Origin of the sequence: Hymenobacter sp. YIM 151858-1 (assembly GCF_025979705.1) — a bacterium.
Taxonomy (GTDB): domain Bacteria; phylum Bacteroidota; class Bacteroidia; order Cytophagales; family Hymenobacteraceae; genus Solirubrum.
This window is the reverse complement of the sequence record NZ_CP110136.1, coordinates 2625542-2643641: the sequence shown is the minus strand read 5'-3', so window position 1 is coordinate 2643641 and position 18100 is coordinate 2625542. Positions and strand designations below refer to the sequence as shown.

The 18100-nt window shown below is 60.6% G+C and carries 12 protein-coding genes; 8 read left to right on the top strand and 4 right to left on the bottom strand.

Annotated elements, in window-relative coordinates:
• Positions 1-47: 47 nt before the first annotated feature.
• From porU to OIS50_RS11750, 3 genes are all read right to left on the bottom strand, one after another.
• Positions 48-4022, bottom strand: a complete 3975-nt coding sequence (gene porU, locus OIS50_RS11760) for a type IX secretion system sortase PorU (protein WP_264690838.1) — start codon at positions 4020-4022, stop codon at positions 48-50.
• 124 nt (positions 4023-4146) lie between these two features.
• Positions 4147-4878, bottom strand: a complete 732-nt coding sequence (locus OIS50_RS11755) for a CDP-alcohol phosphatidyltransferase family protein (protein ID WP_264690837.1) — start codon at positions 4876-4878, stop codon at positions 4147-4149.
• A 14-nt stretch (positions 4879-4892) separates the two neighbouring features.
• The gene (locus tag OIS50_RS11750) at positions 4893-5531 is read right to left on the bottom strand and encodes an MBL fold metallo-hydrolase (RefSeq protein ID WP_264690836.1); all 639 of its coding nucleotides are present in this window, start codon (positions 5529-5531) and stop codon (positions 4893-4895) included.
• 91 nt (positions 5532-5622) lie between these two features.
• On the opposite strand from OIS50_RS11750, the gene OIS50_RS11745 reads away from it, so the two are divergent.
• The 7 genes from OIS50_RS11745 to ccsA all read left to right on the top strand — a co-directional run bounded on the left by OIS50_RS11745 (position 5623) and on the right by ccsA (position 15150).
• A complete protein-coding gene (locus OIS50_RS11745) occupies positions 5623-6720 on the top strand; it encodes an NAD(P)/FAD-dependent oxidoreductase (RefSeq protein ID WP_264690835.1) in 1098 nt (365 codons plus the stop codon).
• A gap of 32 nt (positions 6721-6752) precedes the next feature.
• Complete coding sequence (locus tag OIS50_RS11740) at positions 6753-9992, top strand: hypothetical protein (RefSeq protein ID WP_264690834.1); 3240 nt, start codon at positions 6753-6755, stop codon at positions 9990-9992.
• A 296-nt stretch (positions 9993-10288) separates the two neighbouring features.
• The gene (locus OIS50_RS11735; RefSeq protein ID WP_264694368.1) at positions 10289-10921 is read left to right on the top strand and encodes a heme exporter protein CcmB; all 633 of its coding nucleotides are present in this window, start codon (positions 10289-10291) and stop codon (positions 10919-10921) included.
• A gap of 73 nt (positions 10922-10994) precedes the next feature.
• Positions 10995-11696 carry a cytochrome c biogenesis protein gene (locus OIS50_RS11730; protein WP_264694366.1) on the top strand — a complete coding sequence of 234 codons (702 nt, stop codon included), beginning with the start codon at positions 10995-10997 and terminating at the stop codon, positions 11694-11696.
• A complete protein-coding gene (locus tag OIS50_RS11725) occupies positions 11677-11922 on the top strand; it encodes a CcmD family protein (RefSeq protein ID WP_264690832.1) in 246 nt (81 codons plus the stop codon). Before OIS50_RS11730 ends, OIS50_RS11725 begins: the two co-directional genes overlap by 20 nt.
• A gap of 110 nt (positions 11923-12032) precedes the next feature.
• Positions 12033-12458: a cytochrome c maturation protein CcmE gene (locus OIS50_RS11720; protein ID WP_264690831.1), complete on the top strand. Its 426-nt coding sequence runs from the start codon at positions 12033-12035 to the stop codon at positions 12456-12458.
• A gap of 118 nt (positions 12459-12576) precedes the next feature.
• On the top strand, positions 12577-15150 hold the full coding sequence (gene ccsA / locus OIS50_RS11715) for a cytochrome c biogenesis protein CcsA (protein WP_264690830.1): 2574 nt from the start codon (positions 12577-12579) through the stop codon (positions 15148-15150).
• Positions 15151-15228: 78 nt separating this feature from the next.
• On the opposite strand, the gene OIS50_RS11710 is transcribed toward ccsA, so the two are convergent.
• The gene (locus tag OIS50_RS11710; RefSeq protein ID WP_264690829.1) at positions 15229-17160 is read right to left on the bottom strand and encodes a T9SS type A sorting domain-containing protein; all 1932 of its coding nucleotides are present in this window, start codon (positions 17158-17160) and stop codon (positions 15229-15231) included.
• A 127-nt stretch (positions 17161-17287) separates the two neighbouring features.
• Here OIS50_RS11710 and OIS50_RS11705 point away from each other — a divergent pair, with 127 nt between their 5' ends.
• Complete coding sequence (locus tag OIS50_RS11705) at positions 17288-18091, top strand: Rossmann-like and DUF2520 domain-containing protein (RefSeq protein ID WP_264690828.1); 804 nt, start codon at positions 17288-17290, stop codon at positions 18089-18091.
• The last annotated feature ends 9 nt before the right edge of the window (positions 18092-18100 follow it).

The following is an 18100-nucleotide window of genomic DNA, read 5'->3' as shown; positions in this document are numbered from 1 at the left end:
AGAAAAGGGTTCGGAAAGGCGGAAGGTAAAAAAAAGCAGTCAGCAGCTTAATTAAGAAGAACCAGCTTCTCGTATTTGCTCACCGGCGCATCGCGCGAGGTGCGTACGCTCAGGCGGTACACGTACACGCCGCGCGCCAGTTGGTCGTTGTACTCGTCGCGGCCATTCCAGGTGATGGTTTTTACGTGCGACTCGCTTGCGGGCACATACGCGGAGAGGGTACGTACGAGTTTGCCGGAAACGGTGAAAATCTGCACTTGTACATCCAGGTCTTCGCCGGGGCGGTTGTGGTCGAAGTGAAAGGCGGTATGCGTAGCAAACGGATTGGGGTAATTAATAATATGGCTGAGCGCTAATTTTTCGTCGCGCGCTACGATAAACTCGATTTCCCGCTCGCCGGAGTTATTGAAGTTGTCCCAGGCTTTGACGCGCAGCACGTGCGGGCCCGGGGTTAAGTTCTTGAATAAGTAGCGTACCCGCCCGCTGGTAAACTTGTTCAAATCGGCGGTGTAGTACTCGTTCAGCACCGTCACCTTGGCGGGGTCGTTGTCGAGCGTGGCGGTAAGCTCGTGGCCGATACCGGTGCCGGCCGTGTTGATGCCGCTGGAATCGGTTAGTGTGGCCAGCAAAGTGGTATTGGGGCGGGTAAGCCCCCCGAAAGCAAACGACTCGGTATCCATGGCCAACCGAATGGTAGGCGGAATGGTATCGGTGAGGCCAGCCTTGGCAGCGCCGCCCACCACAATGCGCGGGTTAGCGCCGTGGGCATCCACATTGCGCGTCGAGTCGGCGGCGTATAAGCTGATTTTGCCCAGCCCGAAGCGGTAGTTGATATCCTTGGGCACCACAAACTGCACGAAGAAACGCCCGTTGCGCACGGTAGCCTGCCCGTCGTACATCACGTTGCGCTGCACCACAACGACTTTGGGAAGGTTTTCATTGCCCAGGGTACGAACCGAGTCGGCTTTTTCGTACACTGTTACCTGCACCTTGCCGTTGAAGTCGCTTTGCAAAGCATTGCCTACGGGATTTACCACCTCGCCTTCGAGGCGCACGCGCTGCAATGCCCGCACTGTATCGAGGGGCGTGCGAGTTGGGTCGTTAGCATCGCTTAGTCGAGCCGTACGGGCTACCAAATCGGGCATGGCCAGCCGCATCGATGGGTCGCCGAGCAGCGAGAAGTTGCGGTTGTAAACGTCCTCGAAGTCGTTGTTTTTGCCGAACACGACCGCGTCACCTAGGCGCGGCCAGCGGCCCGTGGCAGCATTTCGCTGAAACAAATGACGGTAAAAGGCATTGGCCAACGCCTGGTTGTTTGAGGCATACACCAGGCGCGTGGTGGTGAGCAGACCAATGGCGCCGTTGGGTGTATCGGTAAGCAGCTGCTCACCGGCCGAAGTGAAGCCGGGGTCGTCGTACTGGGCAAAATCGCAGGTGCCCGTAAACATGAACGTGAGCCGCTGCCGGTTTTGCAGCTGCTGCACCGAGGCATCGGTAATAAGCTTTTCGTCGGCCCAGGCCGTGGGGCCGCCGTGGCCCGCGTAGCTCACCAGCAGCGAGCCTTGCTCGATGGCAGCATCCAGGGCAGCCGTTGCGTTGGGCGAGCGCTGCCCACTGGCAGTGCTAACCTGCGGGTACATATCAAGGTACACCTTGTTTACCTGAAAGCCGGGTTGGGTGCTCACCAGTGGGTTGGCGGTATCCTCGGAGTTGTCCAGGTGCTGGTTGTTGTCGCCGTCGTCGGCCACAAACGTGAGGCGGTTGCGCCACTTACCCTGGGCGGGTGCCAGATCGTACTCAATCAGCTTGCGCACCACTTCGGCAGCCATGGCCGCGGGGTTGGCCTGCCTGCTGCCGAAACGTACCGGCAAACGGCCCACAGCGGCATCCATCACCTGCGCGCCGGCCGAGCCGTCTTCGGGCCAGGCGCCCTCGTTGTCGTCGAGGTAAGCGTAGTAATCGTCGGAACAGTACGAAACGCCTTGCCCGTTGAAGCGGGGCGCCACCTTGGCAAACGACTCGATGGCCTCGTAGGTAGGCACCAGGTTCTGGTTGTCGGCGTCTTTCACCTGCCGATCCTTCCACCACGCCGGCAGCTGATTGGCGGCGTTGCCGGGGTCGGCTTTGTAATCGTACGAGGCATCGCCCAGCAGCAACACGTAGAGGCCCGGCGCGCCGCCGCGGCGGTCATAAAGCATCTTCACGAAGTCGCGAATGGCGGTAATGTCCTGCCCGCCCGAGCTGAACTCGTTGTATATCTGATTGGTGGTGACCACGGCCGTGCGCAGGCCGTCGTGCGTGCGGCGGTGAGCGGCGAGGCGTTCGGCTTCGGCCACAAACAACGGGTGTGTAACGATGGCCAGATCAACCGGAGCGCCCGCCCCGATGGCGTGCAGGTTTTGGTTGGCCACGCGTCCGAAAGCCCTAGGGGTATCAAAGCTGGCGTTGGGCGCGAAGGCCACGTACTCGCGCACTTGGTTGGAGCGGGCCAAAAAGCGGCCAGCAGTTTGCGCAACGGCCTGTGGCGTGCGCGGTTCGGTTACGTCCCATACCAAAGCGTTGCCCGCGTTTTGCAGCACAAAGGCGCTTAGCGCACTACCCGACACATTTTCGAGCGAGCGAAACAGCAGCGGCGTGTTGCCGAGGCGTAGCTGGCGGCGCGCCTGCACCTCCAGGTAGTCGAGGTAGCCGGTGGCCGATAGGTCGGAGGGCGTACCTGCGTACGTGAGCCGGATGCGCAGATCGGGGCCGGCCGGGGCATTGGCGGTGTGGGTGCTGAGCTCGGTGTTGGCGGCTTCCTCGTAGCAAAAAGCCGTGCCGGGGTTGCAGCTCTGGTTGCGGATCAGCTGGGTACCTAGGGCGGTACCGTTGAGCGCGAGGCTGAACGAGGTGGTGCCGCCGGGCGGCAATGCAGTAGCCGCTGCCGACGAGGTGACGAGCAACGGGCTGCCAACCACCAGATCGGTGATGCCCGCAAACGTAAATTCTTTTTGCAGCCCGGCGTTGCCGCTGAAGGTTTCGCCCAACCACTGCCGGCCCGATTTCAGCAGGTTGAGCAGGTCGCGCTCGTAGAAAAAGTGGTCGGTGTACTCGCGGATTTCGGCGGTGGCGATGCCCGTTACGGCCGGAGCCGGGGCCACACGCTTGCCCAAGGTGCTGCCAACGGTCAGGAAATAATAAGCCGTATCGGTGTAGAGGTTGAGCCGATGCCGGAAGCGGCCGCCATTTAGCTCCCAGGTGTGCGGGCCGGGCGAGTAAAACAGAAAGTACTCGTCGTCGTCGAAGGCGGCGTTGTTGCCGCCGTTGTCGGCAAAGTAGATGGCGTTTTCCTCCAGGTCGTCGGGGCGGGGGGCGCTGTTGGCCTGCGGCAACATGCCCAGGCTGTGGCCGTAGAGCTGCAGCCGCCTAGGGTCGAGCGATTGGACGGGCAGCCCCAGGTTGCGCAGAAACGCTTTATCGAGCTTGAACACGTTGCCGTTGCCCAGGCTCGTGTTGGTAACGCCAATTTTAAACCACTCGCCCTGGCGCAGCACCGAGTTGGGGGCGTAGGTGCGGTTGGTGCGCGCCTGCACCGGGCTGCTGCCGGTGCGGTAAGTGTACTCAAACGAAACCAGCTTTTCGAGCTGCCCGGTTTGGGGGTTGCGGCGCAGCGGCACCAATGAGGCCAGCGTAACGGGCTGGCGGTTTTCGGTGCCGTAGCGCAGTTGCACCTGCGGCGCGGCGCCCACGCTGGCGCCGGCAAAAGCCGCCGCTTCGGGCGCCGTAAAGGGCGCGTACTGCGTGGCCTGCAGCTGCACTTCCGCAACGTAGCCATTTAGGCGCAGGTGCACGCTGGGCACGCGTTGGCCCGTTTCGAAAACGGCCGTGGTAAACGTAGGCACCCGTATGCCCTGGCCGCCTTGCGGAAAAGCCACCGCTTGCCCGCGCCACGTTAGCTGTACCTGCTGAGCCGGAGCCTGCGCCTGCGCGGCCCACGACCAACCCACAATTGCCAGGATGAGAAGCGAGGTAAAAAAGCGCATGAACGACAGAGCGGCTAATGGAAGCGGGGCAGCGCCAAGCGGCGCGGCCTAGGTGTGGTAAGCGGGAGCCAGGCTAGCCAGCTAGTTGCAGCAGAACTGGCTCCTGCCCAAAATATTGTGCGCGTTAGCCGTACGACGGACGCAGCACCGAAAGCAGCACGTAAAGCAAAATGATAAGCGGTACCGCCGAGGCCTGAAGGAGCACCAGCAGGGCCACCGTCGCAATCAAGAACACGAAACGCAGCGAATTGTCTTGCCAGGTTAGGTTCTTGAATTTAAGAGCAAACAACGGCAACTCGGCAACCAGCAAACCCGAAAGCACAAGCGTAAGTGCCACCAGCACCCACGGGTTGAGGATTATGCCGCTCACGCCAAACTGGTCGTGGAGTAGGATAACCGGCAGCGAGGTAACCAAAATGGTGCACGCCGGCGTGGGCAGGCCAATAAACGAGTCGGACTGGCGCGTGTCGTTGTTGAACTTGGCCAGGCGCAAGGCCGAGAAAATGCTGACGGTAAAAGCCAGGTAAGCCAACGACGAGTTATCAGCTGGCGCGGCGTTTTGCAGCAGCTTGAACAGAAACGCGCCCGGTACCACGCCAAACGAAACCATATCGGCCAGCGAGTCGAGGTCCTTGCCGATGGGGGAGGACACCCGCAGCGCCCGCGCCACCAAGCCGTCGAAAAAGTCGGCAATGGCGGCAATGCCGATGAGCACGGCTGCGGGCATTAGTTGCTGCCAGTCGGCTGCCTGCGCGAAATCACGGGTATTGGTACCTAGGATGATGCTCAGGGCCACGCAACCGCACAGCAGATTGACGCAGGTAAGGGCGTTCGGGATATGTTTCTTGATTGCCATAATCAGCCTAGAGCCTAGCGCAGGAAAGGATTGGTGCGGCGCTCTACGCCAATGATGGTGGCGGGGCCGTGGCCGGGGTACACCGTTACGTCGTCGGGCAAGCTGAACAGCTGCTCCCGAATGCTGCGGATCAGCGTATCGAAGTCGCCGCCGGGCAAATCGGTGCGGCCGATGCTGCTCTGGAACAGCACGTCGCCGCCGATTACCACTTTGCTGGGGGCGTGGTAGAACACCACGTGGCCGGGGGCGTGGCCCGGGGCAAAGCGCACCTCCAGCTCGGTTTCGCCAAACGTCAGCGGCTCGCCGGGCTGCAGGAAACCCGTGGGCTCGGCGGGGCGGTAGTGCGGAAAGCCGTACACCGGGGCGTAGGTGGGCACGGCACGCAGGGTGGCCAAATCGGCCTCGTGGATGAGGAAGGGCGTGCCGGGCCAGGTGTCGAGCACAAACTGGTTGCCAAATACGTGGTCGATGTGGCAGTGCGTGTTCAGCAGCAGCGCTACCCGCAGGCCTTGGTCGAGGATAAATTGGCGGAGTTGCTGCTGTTCGGCGCGGTCGTAGCAGCCGGGGTCGACGATGGCGCAGGCGCCGGAGGCATCGTGCAGCAGGTAAGTGCTTTCGGAGAAGGCGTTGAACGTAAAGCCCGAAACAATCATGCAATCAGGGAAAGGCCAGCCCTAGGTGAGCGGCATACAAAGGGAGGGTAAGTTACGCAATCAGCAACGGAAAGTGCGTATTTTGCTAGGAATGCAAGAGCAAGCCGATTACCTGATTGTGGGCCACGGTATAGCCGGCGCCACCCTGGCGTGGGAGCTGCGCCGCCGTGGCCGGCGCGTAGTAGTACTGGATGAGCACCAGCCCGACTCGGCCACGCGCGTGGCGGCCGGGCTCATCAACCCCGTAGCCGGCAAGCGGTTTGCCCTGGCCTGGCGCATCGATGATTTATTGCCCGCTGCGCAGGCGTTTTACCAAGCGCTGGAGGCCGAGTTTGGGCGCCGGTTTTTCTTCGAAATGCCCATTCTGAAGCTGTTTTCGTCGGTGCGCGAGCAGAACGACGTGCTGGGCCGCTCGGCCGACCAGCCCTGGGGCGACTACGTAGCCGACCCGGCCCTAGGTCTGCCCGCGGTGCCCGGCCTGCAGCACCCGTTTGGGGGCCTGCAACTAAAGCACGGCGGCTGGGTTGATACCACGGCCCTGCTCGATGCCCTGGGTGCCCAAGGGCGCGAACAAGGCTGGCTCCGAACCGAAACTTTTGTGCCGGAGCTGCTTGTTGCCGACGAGCTGGGCATTAGCTACGGCCGCGCGTTGCGGGCCCGCCACGTGGTGTTCTGCGAGGGCGCCGCGGTGGTGCGCAACCCGTGGTTTGGCTGGTTGCCCGTTACGCCCAATCAAGGCGAAGTGCTCGATGTGGAAGCGCCCGAGCTGCCCACTGGCTACGTGCTTAACCGCGGGGCCTACGTGGTGCCGCTAGGCAACGGGCAGGTGCGGGTAGGGGCCACGTACCGCTGGCCGCCCTTCGGGCTGCAGCCCACGGCTGAGGCCCGGGCCGAGCTTGCCCAGCGCCTGCACGACCTGACCACGGTACCCTTCGCCGTGGTGGGGCAGCGGGTGGGCGTGCGCCCCACGGTGCGCGACCGTAAACCCCTGTTGGGCACGCACCCGGCGCATCCGGCGCTGGCAGTTTTTAATGGCCTGGGCTCGAAAGGCGTGCTGCTGGCGCCGCGCCTGGCGCAGGTGCTAGCCGATGCCATAGAATCTGAAAAAGAGCTTTGGCCAGAAGTCAATATTCTACGTTATCAGGCGTTGTATACTGCTGCTGCTTCGGCAACGGCGTCGCCCGCCTGAGTTACCTCTCCTTCAGCCTATACGCGGCTTCTATGATGCACCTGTCCAATCTGTCGCCCCGCCTGCGTTGGGGAGTAGGCCTGCCGGCTTTGGTGCTGGCGCTGTTGGCTCCGGCCGGAGCGGCAGAGGCCCAAACGGCGCAGGAAAGCTTTGGCCGTACCCGCATTCAGTACAAGCAGTTTGAATGGCAACTGCTGAGTACGGCCAATTTCAACGTGTACTACTACGGCGGGGGCGAAGCCATGGCGCGCCGGGCGGCCGAGTACGCCGAGCAGGAGTTGCAGCGCATTACGGCGCTCATCGGGTACTACCCCTACTCCAAAACCACCCTGATGCTGTACAACTCGGTGGGCGACCTGCGCCAGAGCAACGTGGGCCTGAACGCCGACAAGTACCAGACCGGCGGCGAAACCGCCTTGCTGCGCATGACCAAGGTGCAGCTCGCTTTCCAGGGCCAGCAAACGTTGTTTAAGCGCGACCTGAGCTACCAGATTACCAAGGTGTTGCTGAACGACATGATGTACGGCGGCTCGCTGAAGGAGGTAATCCAGAGCAGCTACCTGCTGCAGCTGCCCGATTGGTTTGTGTCGGGCGCCTCGGCCTACGCCGCCGAGGGCTGGAGCGTGGAGATGGACGACTACATGCGCGATATGACGCAGAAGGTCGACAAGGATAAAGCCGCGCAGTTTTTCGTGCGCAACCCCGAGCTGGCGGGCCAAAGCGTGTGGAACTACATTGCCGAGCGCTACGGCTACACCAGCGTTCAGAACATCCTGAACCTGACGCGCATTACGCGCGACGTGGAAACGGGCATCAGCTCGTCGCTGAACGTGCCGTACCGGCAGTTTTTGCGCGACTGGCTGGGCTACTACCGCCAGCTGAACGCCCAGCCCGAAACGGCCTACGCCCTGCCCGACGAGCAGCGCCAGGTGATGCACCGCAACAAGCGCAACCTGAGTTTCAACGAGCCGGTTATCAGCCCCAACGGCAAGCTGCTGGCTTACACCGAAAATGACCGCGGGCACTACCGCGTCATCGTGTCGGATGCCGATGGCTCGGGCCGCCGCGTGGTGTACTCCGGCGGCTACCGCACGCCCGATCAGGAAGTAGACCGCCGCGCGCCGGTGCTGGCGTGGCGCAACAACAGCCAATTGGCTATTGCCGAAGAAGTGCGCGGGCTGATGTCGTTGCGGCTACGCTCGGCCGACGGCGGCGCATTCGGCGTGTTTGCGCGCCTGAAGGAAGCGTTGCCTTTCGGCGACAAAGGCTCGTCGGTGTTCAACCCGTACTCGCAGGTGCACAGCATGGCGTACTCGCCCGATGGCAAGGCGCTGGCGTTTGGGGCCACCCGCAACGGCCAAGCCGATTTGTACCTGCTACGCGCCGGCAGCCGCCAGCCCGAGCGCCTCACCAACGACGTGTTCGACGACGTGCACCCGGTGTTTATGCCCGATGGCAACTCGCTCGTGTTCAGCTCGAACCGCTGGCTCGACTCGGCCGGCACGGCCAAAGGCTCGTTCGCGGCCGTCGTCAACAACTACGATTTGTTCCGCTACCGCCTCGATGGTGGGGCGCAGCCGATTGAAGCGTTGGTGGCCACCATCTCCAACGAAACCCGACCTAGGGTGCTGTCGGCCACGGAACTGCTGTACCTGAGCGAGGAGAGCGGCGTGCGCGGGGTGTACCGCTACAACCTGACTACCCGCGAGCGTACGCCGGTTACAAGCTTCCTCAACAACCTCAAAAGCTTCGATTACAACCCCAACAGCGGGGCCCTAGGGTTTGTAGCCGCCGACCGCGCCAGGGACTTTGTGTACGCGTACCCCAAGTACGAGCTGCCGCAAAGCCTGAAGCTGAGCAAAACGGCCCGTCAGGAAATCTTGGAGGACCGCTCGGCGGCGGCAGCGCGGCCGCGCCCTCAAGCCCAGCCGCAGCAATCGGCTCAGCCTGCTGATTCGGGTACCAACGCACAGCCCGCAGCCCCCGCCCGCAACCAGGCGGTGGACGTAAGCGACTACCAGTTCGAAGAAGACACGCCGCAGCTGCGCCGCCGCACCAATGCGCCGGTGGCCCAACAGCCCGTGCCCACCGCTCCCGACCTAGGCCTGCAGGGCCCCGTGCGCTACGACACCCGCTTCAGCCTCGACAACGTGGTATCGACGATTTATGCCGATCCGCTGCTGGGCATTGGTTTGGTAGGGCAGGCCTCGATGTCGGATTTGTTTGAGGACCACCGCATTCGGGCGGGCATTTTTGCCCTTACCGATTTGCGCACCAGCAACCTGTTTGCCGAGTACACCAACCTGAAGCACCGCTACGATTGGAGCATCGGCTTTCAGAAACAAAGCAACTACGTACAGCTGGAAGAAACCGGCGCCCAGGTGCGCATGGGCCGCTACGAGGTAACGCCCGGCGTATCGTACCCGCTCACGCACAACCTGAGCGTGCGGGCCAACCTGCGCTACGTAGCCAGTACCATCTCGTACCTCGACGACATCTCGCGCGGCGACCGGCGCGAGCACTACTACGGCGGCAGCGGCGAGCTGGTGTTCGATAACTCCGTGGCCACCGGCGTAAACATGCTGGAGGGCTCGCGCATGAAAGTCGGCGTGATGAAGCTCCGCGAGCTGAACGACGCCGACGGTGACTTCGGCAAAGTGTACGTGGATTTGCGCCACTACCAGAAGGTGCACCGCCAGATTATCTGGGCCAACCGCGCCTCGTATGGGCAGTTCTTCGGCAGCTCGCCCAAGCAGTTCCGCCTGGGTGGTATGGATAACTGGCTGAACGCCCGCACCGATGACTTCCGCGAGGTGCGTCCGCAGATTGATGCCTCGCCCACCGATTTCTTCTACCAGCAGTACGTAACCAACCTGCGCGGCTTCAACTACAACACGCGCTCGGGGCCCAAATACGTGCTGTTCAACTCGGAGCTGCGCGTACCGATTATTCAGTACTTCTCCCGCCGGCCCATCTACTCCGGTTTTTTCCGCAATCTGCAGCTAACGGGCTTCGTGGATGCCGGTACGGCTTACCGGGGCTCCAACCCCTTCAACGTCAACAACTCCTTCAACACGCGCCCCTACGCCGGCAACGACAACGCCTTCTCGGGTACCGTGACCAATTTCCAGAACCCCTTCCTGGTAGGCTACGGCGCCGGGGCCCGCACCACGCTGTTGGGCTTCTATGGCAAGCTCGATGTGGCCTGGGGCCGCGAAAACGGCCAGGAAAACGGTCCGAAGTTCTACTTCACGCTCGGCTACGATTTCTAAGCTCACCGAAGTACATCTGATGGCAGCGCCCGGCAACCTTGGTAGCCGGGCGCTGTTGTTTATTGCCTAGGTGACGCAGCAACCGAACAAGCGCGGCAGCCAGCCGGCACCGGTCCAAACTGCATAGCACAATGGGGTGAGGGGCATTGCGCATCGCGATTTTGGGGCCGCCTACACCGCCGAGGTATTCACATATTCGGGCTAGCCCAACCCCTTTCCGCGCGTTGGGTTGTATCTTTGCACTTTCGCTTACCCACCGACCGGCCGTGCAGCTGTTACGCGAGATTTGGTACCTGATGCAGAAGGACTTCCGCCTGGAATGGCGGCAGCGTTCAGCCCTTAATGGCATGTTGCTATATGTGGGCAGCACGGTATACGTGTGCTACCTGAGCTTCGTGCGCGGTGGGCAGCTGCCCGCTCCGGCCTGGAATGCCCTGCTTTGGATTATTTTGCTGTTCACGGCCATCAACGGCGTGGCCAAGAGCTTTTTGCAGGAAAGCCGGGGGCGGTTGCTGTACTACTACACGCTGGCCCGGCCCGAAGCCGTGATTTTGGCCAAAATAGCCTACAACACCTTGCTGCTGCTGGGCTTGGGGCTGGTAGCGTTTGGGGCGTATGCCCTGGTGCTTGGTAATCCGGTGCAGGATGTACCCCGCTTCACGCTGGTAGTAGCCCTAGGTGCCGTGGGCTTTGCCACCTCGCTCACCCTCATTTCGGGCATCGCGGCCAAAGCGGCCAACAGCAACACCCTGATGCCGGTGCTCGGCTTTCCGGTGGTTATCCCCATTCTGCTGCAGCTTATCAAGGCCGCCAAAAATGCGCTCGACGGGCTCGATGCCTCGCCGCAGCCCCTATACATGCTGATGGGCCTGAGCTTGCTGGTGGTGGCGGTTTCTTATTTGCTCTACCCGTTTTTGTGGCGAACGTGACATGGTAGTGAGTACCGGGCACTGAGTAGTTTACCTAACCGCCTGCCCGTTGCAACAGCTCGTTGCTGTTTTGATACTCAGTACTACATACTTCATACTGAACATGAAAAAAGCCTGGTGGAAAGTTCTGACGGTGGCGCTTCTGATTTACTCGGTCGTGATGGGCTTGCTGGGCACTGTGCCCCGGCTGGCTATCCTCAACGAAACCATCCGGAACCTCTACTTCCACGTGCCGATGTGGTTCGGCATGACCATCATCTTGTTTGCCTCGGTGGTGTACTCGGTGCTATACCTGCGCAAACCCTCCGATAGGCTCGATGTGTGGGCTTACCAAACTGCCCGCACCGGTACCGTGCTGGCCGTGCTGGGCCTGGCTACCGGCAGTGTGTGGGCTCGTTTTACCTGGGGCACCTGGTGGACGGCCGACCCGCGCCTGAACGGCGCAGCGGTGGCCGTACTCATCTACGGCGCATACTTAGTACTGCGTTCTTCCATTGTCGATGAGCAGCAGCGCGCCCGCATTTCGGCCGTCTACAACATCTTCGCTTTCTGCGCAGCCATTCCGCTGCTGTTTATTCTGCCACGCCTCACCGACTCCTTGCACCCCGGCGCCGGCGGCAACCCAGGCTTCAACCAGTACGACCTCGACAACAACATGCGCCTGGTGTTTTATCCGGCCGTGATTGGCTGGACGCTCCTCGGCGTCTGGATTACGAACGTGTCGGCCCGGCTGACCTTCGTTAAACACAAGCTCTATGAAAAACAATTGGCTTAATCGCCTAGGTCGCCGCGCCCTGTTGGCGCTGGCGGCCGTGCTGCTGCCGTTGCTACCTGCGCTGGCGCAGCAATCCGCCTCGCCCGAAATGGCCGACCAACTCCGCCAGGATGGAAAAATCTACGTGGTGGTAGCCGTGGTGCTGGTGATTTTGCTGGGCTTGCTGCTCTACCTCGTGTCCATCGACCGAAAGGTGGGCCGCCTGGAGCGCGAGCTGCGCGATTGATAAAAATCATTTCGATGGCGCGGATTTTTTCCGCCCTTCGCGGTTGTTCAACGTGGGCTGGCTGCCGAGCAGTTGGTCCAATTTCCCGGCTGCTTTTCTAGGTAAGCACCATGAAAAAAACACATTTATTAGCCCTCGTGGTTATTGCCCTGGCCATCGGCATCGTGATGGCAACCGCCGGCGACGCCAGCGTGTACGTGTCGTTCAAAGAAGCAAAAGAACTGGCTGCCGACGGCGACCTGCGTAAGGTGCACGTGGTGGGCCGCCTGCCGCACGATGGCAACAAGAATATCGTGGGCATGCAGTACAACCCTACGCTCGACCCGAACTACTTCACGTTTGTGCTGGTCGATACAAACCGGGTGCACCAGCAGGTGGTTTACTTCAACCCCAAGCCGCAGGACTTTGAAAAATCGGAGCAGGTGGTAATTACCGGCAACATGCGCAACAATGTGTTTGTGGCCGATAAAATCCTGTTGAAGTGCCCTTCGAAGTATGTGGAGAACGAGGTGAAAGGCGCTACGGCCGGGCTGTAGGTCCGGCCAATTATGAATTCTGAATGTTAAATTCTGAATTACCCAGCCCCGATCAGGTTCCGGAATTCAGCACCACCAATTCAGAATTCAACATTCAGAATTTAGAATTTAGCGAAGCATGAGCATCGGCGACTGGGGACATTTAAGCGTTATCGTGGCCTTCGTGGCGGCGGTAGTGTCGGCGTTAGGGTATTACATGGCAGCGCGGGGCCGGGCGCTGGGCGAGGCCGATCCGGCTTGGCTTAAGCTTGGGCGTGCCGGCTTTGCGGCGCACAGCTTGGCGGTAATCAGCGTAATCGTAACGCTGTTTGCCATCATCTACGGCCACCGCTACGAGTACTACTACGCTTGGTCGCACTCCAGCAACCACCTGCCGGTGTACTACATGATTTCCTGCTTCTGGGAAGGGCAGGAGGGCTCGTTTTTGCTCTGGATTTTCTGGCACGTGTTCCTAGGTGCCTTCCTGATACGCGGCGCGCGGCAGTGGGAGGCCCCGGTAATGGCCGTGTTTGCGGGCGTTCAGCTGTTCCTCACGTCGATGATTCTGGGCGTTACGCTCGGTTCGCTCAAAGTTGGCTCGTCGCCGTTTATTCTGATGCGCGAGTTTATGCCCGATTTGCCAGTGTATAAGCTCAACCCCGATTGGGTACCGCAAGACGGCAAAGGCCTGAACGCGCTGCTGCAGAACTACTGGATGGTGATTCACCCGCCCACGCTGTTTCTGGGCTTTGCCCTTACGCTGGTGCCGTTTGCCTACGCCATTGCCGGCCTCTGGAAGGGGGAACTGACGAAGTGGGTACAGCCCGCCATCCGCTGGAGCCTGTGGGGCGGCGGTGTGCTCGGCATCGGCATCATGATGGGCGCCTACTGGGCCTACGAAACCCTGAACTTCGGCGGGTACTGGAACTGGGACCCCGTCGAAAACGCCGTGTACATCCCGTGGCTGGTGCTGGTAGCTGGTTTGCACGCCTTGGTGCTGTGGCAGCGCGGCCGCACCGGCCTGCGCACGGCCTTCGCCTTGGTGGTTGCCACTTTCCTGCTGGTACTTTATGCTACCTTCCTCACGCGCAGCGGTGTGCTGGGCAATGCCTCCGTGCACTCCTTCACCGACCTAGGCCTTTCGGGCCAGCTAATCGTGTACCTGGCTGCCTTCGTGGTACTAAGCATCGGCATGCTGGTATGGCGTTGGAAGCAGATTCCGGTATCGGAAAAGGAGCTGACGATGTACAACCCCGAACTGTGGGTGTTCATCGGAGCTACGGTGCTGTGCCTAGGTGCTTTCCAGGTACTGGTTACCACCAGCATTCCGGTATACAACGCCTTTGTTGGCTTTTTCGGCGTCAAGTCTAACTTGGCCTTGCCGGCCGATCAGATTGCCCACTACACCAAAATTCAACTGTGGATGGGCGTAGGCGTGGCCGTGCTTTCGGGCATTGCGCAGCTGATGTGGTGGCAGAAAAACGATAAGGAAAGCGTCACCAATACGTTTACCATCCCGGCCATGCTCACGCTGCTGGGCGCTGCGCTGGTAATCCTGCTGGTGCGCCAGAACGGCCACCAGATGTCGCTGCCCTACATTGCACTGCTCACCACGGGCTTGTTTGGGGTGCTGGCCAACCTAAGCATGCTGCTGCAGCTGGTGCGCCGCAAGGTGCGCCTGTCGGGTGGGGCAGTCTCGCACATCGGCATTGCGCTGATGCTGTTGGGTATCCTGGCTTCGGCGGGCTATTCCAACATCATTTCCAAAAACACCTCGGGCCTGCTTTACTCGCGCGAAATGCCCGAGGAAATCAACCGCGACAACGTGCTCCTGTGGCGCAACGACGTCACCAAGATGGGCCCCTACGAGCTTACGTACACCGGCCAGTACTTTGATGTGCCCAGCGTGCCCGAGTACGTGAACAAGGAGTTACTGTTCCCGGTGCTGAACGACGAATACAAGGCGGTAGCGCGCGGCGAGATTAAAGTAGGCGACAAAACCTATTACAAAGCCGGCGACACGCTGGAAATCCGCCCCGAGGACACGTACTACCGCGTGGTGTACAAGCACCAGGAGTCGGGCAAGGAGTTCGTGCTGTTCCCGCGGGCGCAGGTGAATGAGGAAATGGGCGGCTTGCTGGCTTCGCCCGATATCAAGCTGTTCTGGGACCACGACATCTACTCGCACGTGTCGTCAGTGCCCGATCCGACGAAAGAGAAGGACTGGAGCGAGGCCAAGGAGTTTGTGGTTTCGATGAACGATACCCTGTTCCTGAACGACTACTTTGCCGTGTTCAAGAGTGCCGAGCCGGCACATAACACCGCTGGTCTGGGCTTGGGCAAGGACGACATTGCCGTGCAGGGCGACATTATTGTGTACGGCGAGAAAGGGCGCCAATACCACGTTCACCCGGTGTTTGTGGTGCGCAACGGCATGGTTGGCCGCGTGCCCGACGAAGTGGAGGACCTAGGCCTGCGCATCACCTTCGACAACATCGACCCGCAGAAGGGCAAGTTTACCTTCGGCGTGAGCACCACCCAAAAGGATTACGTTATCCTGAAGGCGATGGAGAAGCCCTTTATCAACCTGCTCTGGAGCGGCACCCTGCTCATGGGCTTGGGTTTTGCCATAGCCGTGTACCAGCGTGGGCGCCAGCCCAAGCCGGCGCCTGTGGCCGTTAAGACCAGCAAAAAGCAGGTACTAACTGCATAACGAAAGCGCTAAAGCAAAAAGCCCGTTGGCCAAGTGGCCAACGGGCTTTTTGCTTTAGCGCAATTTAAGTAGCAGATCTTAGTGGCGAATGGAGATGTTGCGCACCATATACTCGCTGCCCTTCGTCACTTTCAGGGTATAAATACCTGCGGCTAAGTGCGATAGTTCGAGCTTATTCTCGAAGTTGTCGCGGACCGGGCTGCTGTACACGCGCTGACCTAGGGAATTTAGGACCTCTACTTGCAAGCCCTCCTTGGCATTGGCGCCGCGCACATCCAGCGAGAAGCTACCGCTGCTGGGGTTGGGGTACACGCTAACAGAGCGGTCGAGTGCCTTGGAAACCCCGGTGGTGGTATTCACCACCGCCTCGATGATAAAAGCCCCTAGGTTTGAGCTGGCAGCATCAACCAGAGTAAGAGGCGTGGTTACAGCCGGGTCAAAGCCGGTAGTGAAGAAAAACGTGCCGGGGCGCGTAGGAACCTCCGCGGTGGTACCAATCGGGAAATAGGCGGTGCCACCCGTGGGCACCGAGCCCTGCACTAGGCCCACGTAAAAATCGCCGGACGAAATAGTAACCGGAGTCGTCAGGGCAAACGTCTTCAAGCTGGCAATGTCGTTGGCCGTAGCGACGTAATCAGGCGTACGGCCCAGAATAGCCCCATTGGAGCCTAGAATAACACCGTAAACCGTGCGGCCAATTGTGTTGGCATCCTCCAGGTAAACGCGAACAGCCGTAACAGCCCGGGCGGAGTTCGTGTTATACTTGTTGAGCAGCGCGGCCCGGGGGTTGGGTGCAGTGGCGGTGACCACGGTATTCAGGCCCACGCTGCCGCTGGCGGCGCCGTTGATGTCGGCCGCGCCAAAGACGTTATCGGTTACGGTTTGGTTAAAGGTTTTGGTGTTGTTACCGGACTGGTCATCGTTGGGCACGGTGGCCGTGAGGGTGCTGTTGCCCAGCGATGTCGGCGTGTAGGCCGGGAACGAGAGCGTAACGCTGCCATTAACGGGCAACGAGGCAATTTGCAGCGTGTTGCTGTAAGTCGTGGCGCCGGTGATGTTCAGCGTAACGGGTACGTTGGTTTGAGCTGCGCTGCCCACGTTGCGCACCACCACCTGCGGGGTGTGGGGCGTGGCCAAGCCGCGCGGTAGCTTGCCAAGCGCGTAAATGGCTTGCACCTCTACATCATTCGGCGGCGCCGGGCGGAAGCGGTAGGTACGGCCCGCGTTTGGGGGCGCCACGTTGCGCACAAAGTGCGGCACCAGCGAGTTGGTAACGCTCACGAAGGTGGTGGTGCTCCAGGGGTTGGCGCTGCTGGTTTTCGAAGCAAGCAGGCTACCGGCGTTAGTGGCAGCTTTCAGACCGATGAGGAATGGCTGGCCCGAGGGCGCCGCAACCCCGCTCGACGTCCACGTGCCGTAAATCAGCTCAATGTTGCCGGTGGCCTCGTACAGCTTAATCTGGCACTGCATGGCGCTGAACTGCCCCGGAATGGTGGTAGTGCCCGAAACTGTGGCTTTATCGGCCACGTTTTTGTACTGAATGGTGCATACCCGGTTGCCGGCCGCACCGGTGGTAAACACCCGGTACTCGGTGGGCGTGGCTGTTTGGTCGGTAGCACCCTGCAAATCAATGCCACCCGCTACCGAGATGATGTTTACATCGGCCGCGTTGGTGGTAAAGAAGTTAAATAGGTTGGCCGCAGAAGGAGGGGTGTTGCCTAGCTTAATAAAGCCGTTGGTGTTCAGTACAAACTGGGTGAAGGACTGCCCGGCGTAGCTGAAAGGAAAACCGATTTCCTGGGGCGCCGAGTTGTCGTCATCGGTGTTGGCAGTAGGTATGGCCGTGCCGCTGTTACCTAGGTCGGCATAGGTGCCGGTTACGTTTTGTGCTAAAGGAGCCGTATAATTCAGTCCTTGAGCTTGAGCCGCAACGCCAGCAATGCTTAACAGGCTTAGTAGCGCCAGTTCGCGCCACCCGTTGGTGCGGGCGATGTTGGTTGGAAAAAACATGGAAGAGAGTAAGGGTGTGTAATACGGTCGGGAAGAAGTTCGTGAAAGAGCTTTGCCAAGCTCCTAAAATTTCAGTTCTCAAAGTGCAAAACTTTAATTCAAAAGCCGCCGCTAACTGCAAAATACTTTGAATTATTCCTTTCGAATAGCATTTGTGGGAGCCGGGCGCGTAGCCACGCATTTAGCACCAGCCTTGGTGCGGGCGGGCCATCAGGTAGCGGTTGTATGGAGCCGCAGCGAATCGTCGGCTCAGCTATTGGCCCATAAAACCGGGGCCACGCCCATGCACGGCGCCAATCCCGACTTCTCGGCCGTAGCCGCCGACCTGTACCTGCTGGCCGTGCCCGACGATGCCGTGAAAGCCGTGCTGCTGGCTGCCAAATGGCCAGCCGGCGCGCTGCTGGCCCATACGTCCGGCGCGTTGCCCCTAGGTGTATTTGGCGCCGGGCCGCAAGTGCGCGGTGGGGTATTCTACCCGCTTCAAACCTTCAGCCCGGGCCGGGTGCTTGATTGGGCCACGGTGCCTTTGTGTCTGGAAGCTACCAGTGAGGCGGATTTTGCGGTGCTCGAAGCCGTGGCGCAATCGGTAAGCCAACGGGTGTTGCGCGTGCCCACTCCGGCGCGGCAGCAATTGCACGTAGCGGCCGTTTTTGCCTGCAACTTCACCAATCACCTGCTGGGCATTGCCGATGCGTTGCTTGCCGAGGCCCGGTTGCCCGCCGATATGCTTGCTCCGCTGATACGCGAAACCGTGGACAAGGCCCTGACGAACCCGCCCTTTACGGTGCAAACCGGGCCGGCCATCCGGCACGATGCTTCCACCATCGCGCTGCACACCCGCGCCCTAGGTGCCCACCCCACGTGGCAACTCGTATACCAGCAGCTTACGGCCAGCATTCAGGAGGCGGCCGAAACGCGCCCGCAAACGTAAACATCTGAG

What these genes read in the sequence shown, in the direction of transcription:
- porU (WP_264690838.1), bottom strand. Translation starts at nt 4,022, where the DNA reads ATGCGCTTTTTTACCTCGCTTCTCATCCTGGCAATTGTGGGTTGGTCG.
- OIS50_RS11755 (WP_264690837.1), bottom strand. Translation starts at nt 4,878, where the DNA reads ATGGCAATCAAGAAACATATCCCGAACGCCCTTACCTGCGTCAATCTG.
- OIS50_RS11750 (WP_264690836.1), bottom strand. Translation starts at nt 5,531, where the DNA reads ATGATTGTTTCGGGCTTTACGTTCAACGCCTTCTCCGAAAGCACTTAC.
- OIS50_RS11745 (WP_264690835.1), top strand. Translation starts at nt 5,623, where the DNA reads ATGCAAGAGCAAGCCGATTACCTGATTGTGGGCCACGGTATAGCCGGC.
- OIS50_RS11740 (WP_264690834.1), top strand. Translation starts at nt 6,753, where the DNA reads ATGATGCACCTGTCCAATCTGTCGCCCCGCCTGCGTTGGGGAGTAGGC.
- OIS50_RS11735 (WP_264694368.1), top strand. Translation starts at nt 10,289, where the DNA reads ATGCAGAAGGACTTCCGCCTGGAATGGCGGCAGCGTTCAGCCCTTAAT.
- OIS50_RS11725 (WP_264690832.1), top strand. Translation starts at nt 11,677, where the DNA reads ATGAAAAACAATTGGCTTAATCGCCTAGGTCGCCGCGCCCTGTTGGCG.
- OIS50_RS11720 (WP_264690831.1), top strand. Translation starts at nt 12,033, where the DNA reads ATGAAAAAAACACATTTATTAGCCCTCGTGGTTATTGCCCTGGCCATC.
- ccsA (WP_264690830.1), top strand. Translation starts at nt 12,577, where the DNA reads ATGAGCATCGGCGACTGGGGACATTTAAGCGTTATCGTGGCCTTCGTG.
- OIS50_RS11710 (WP_264690829.1), bottom strand. Translation starts at nt 17,160, where the DNA reads ATGTTTTTTCCAACCAACATCGCCCGCACCAACGGGTGGCGCGAACTG.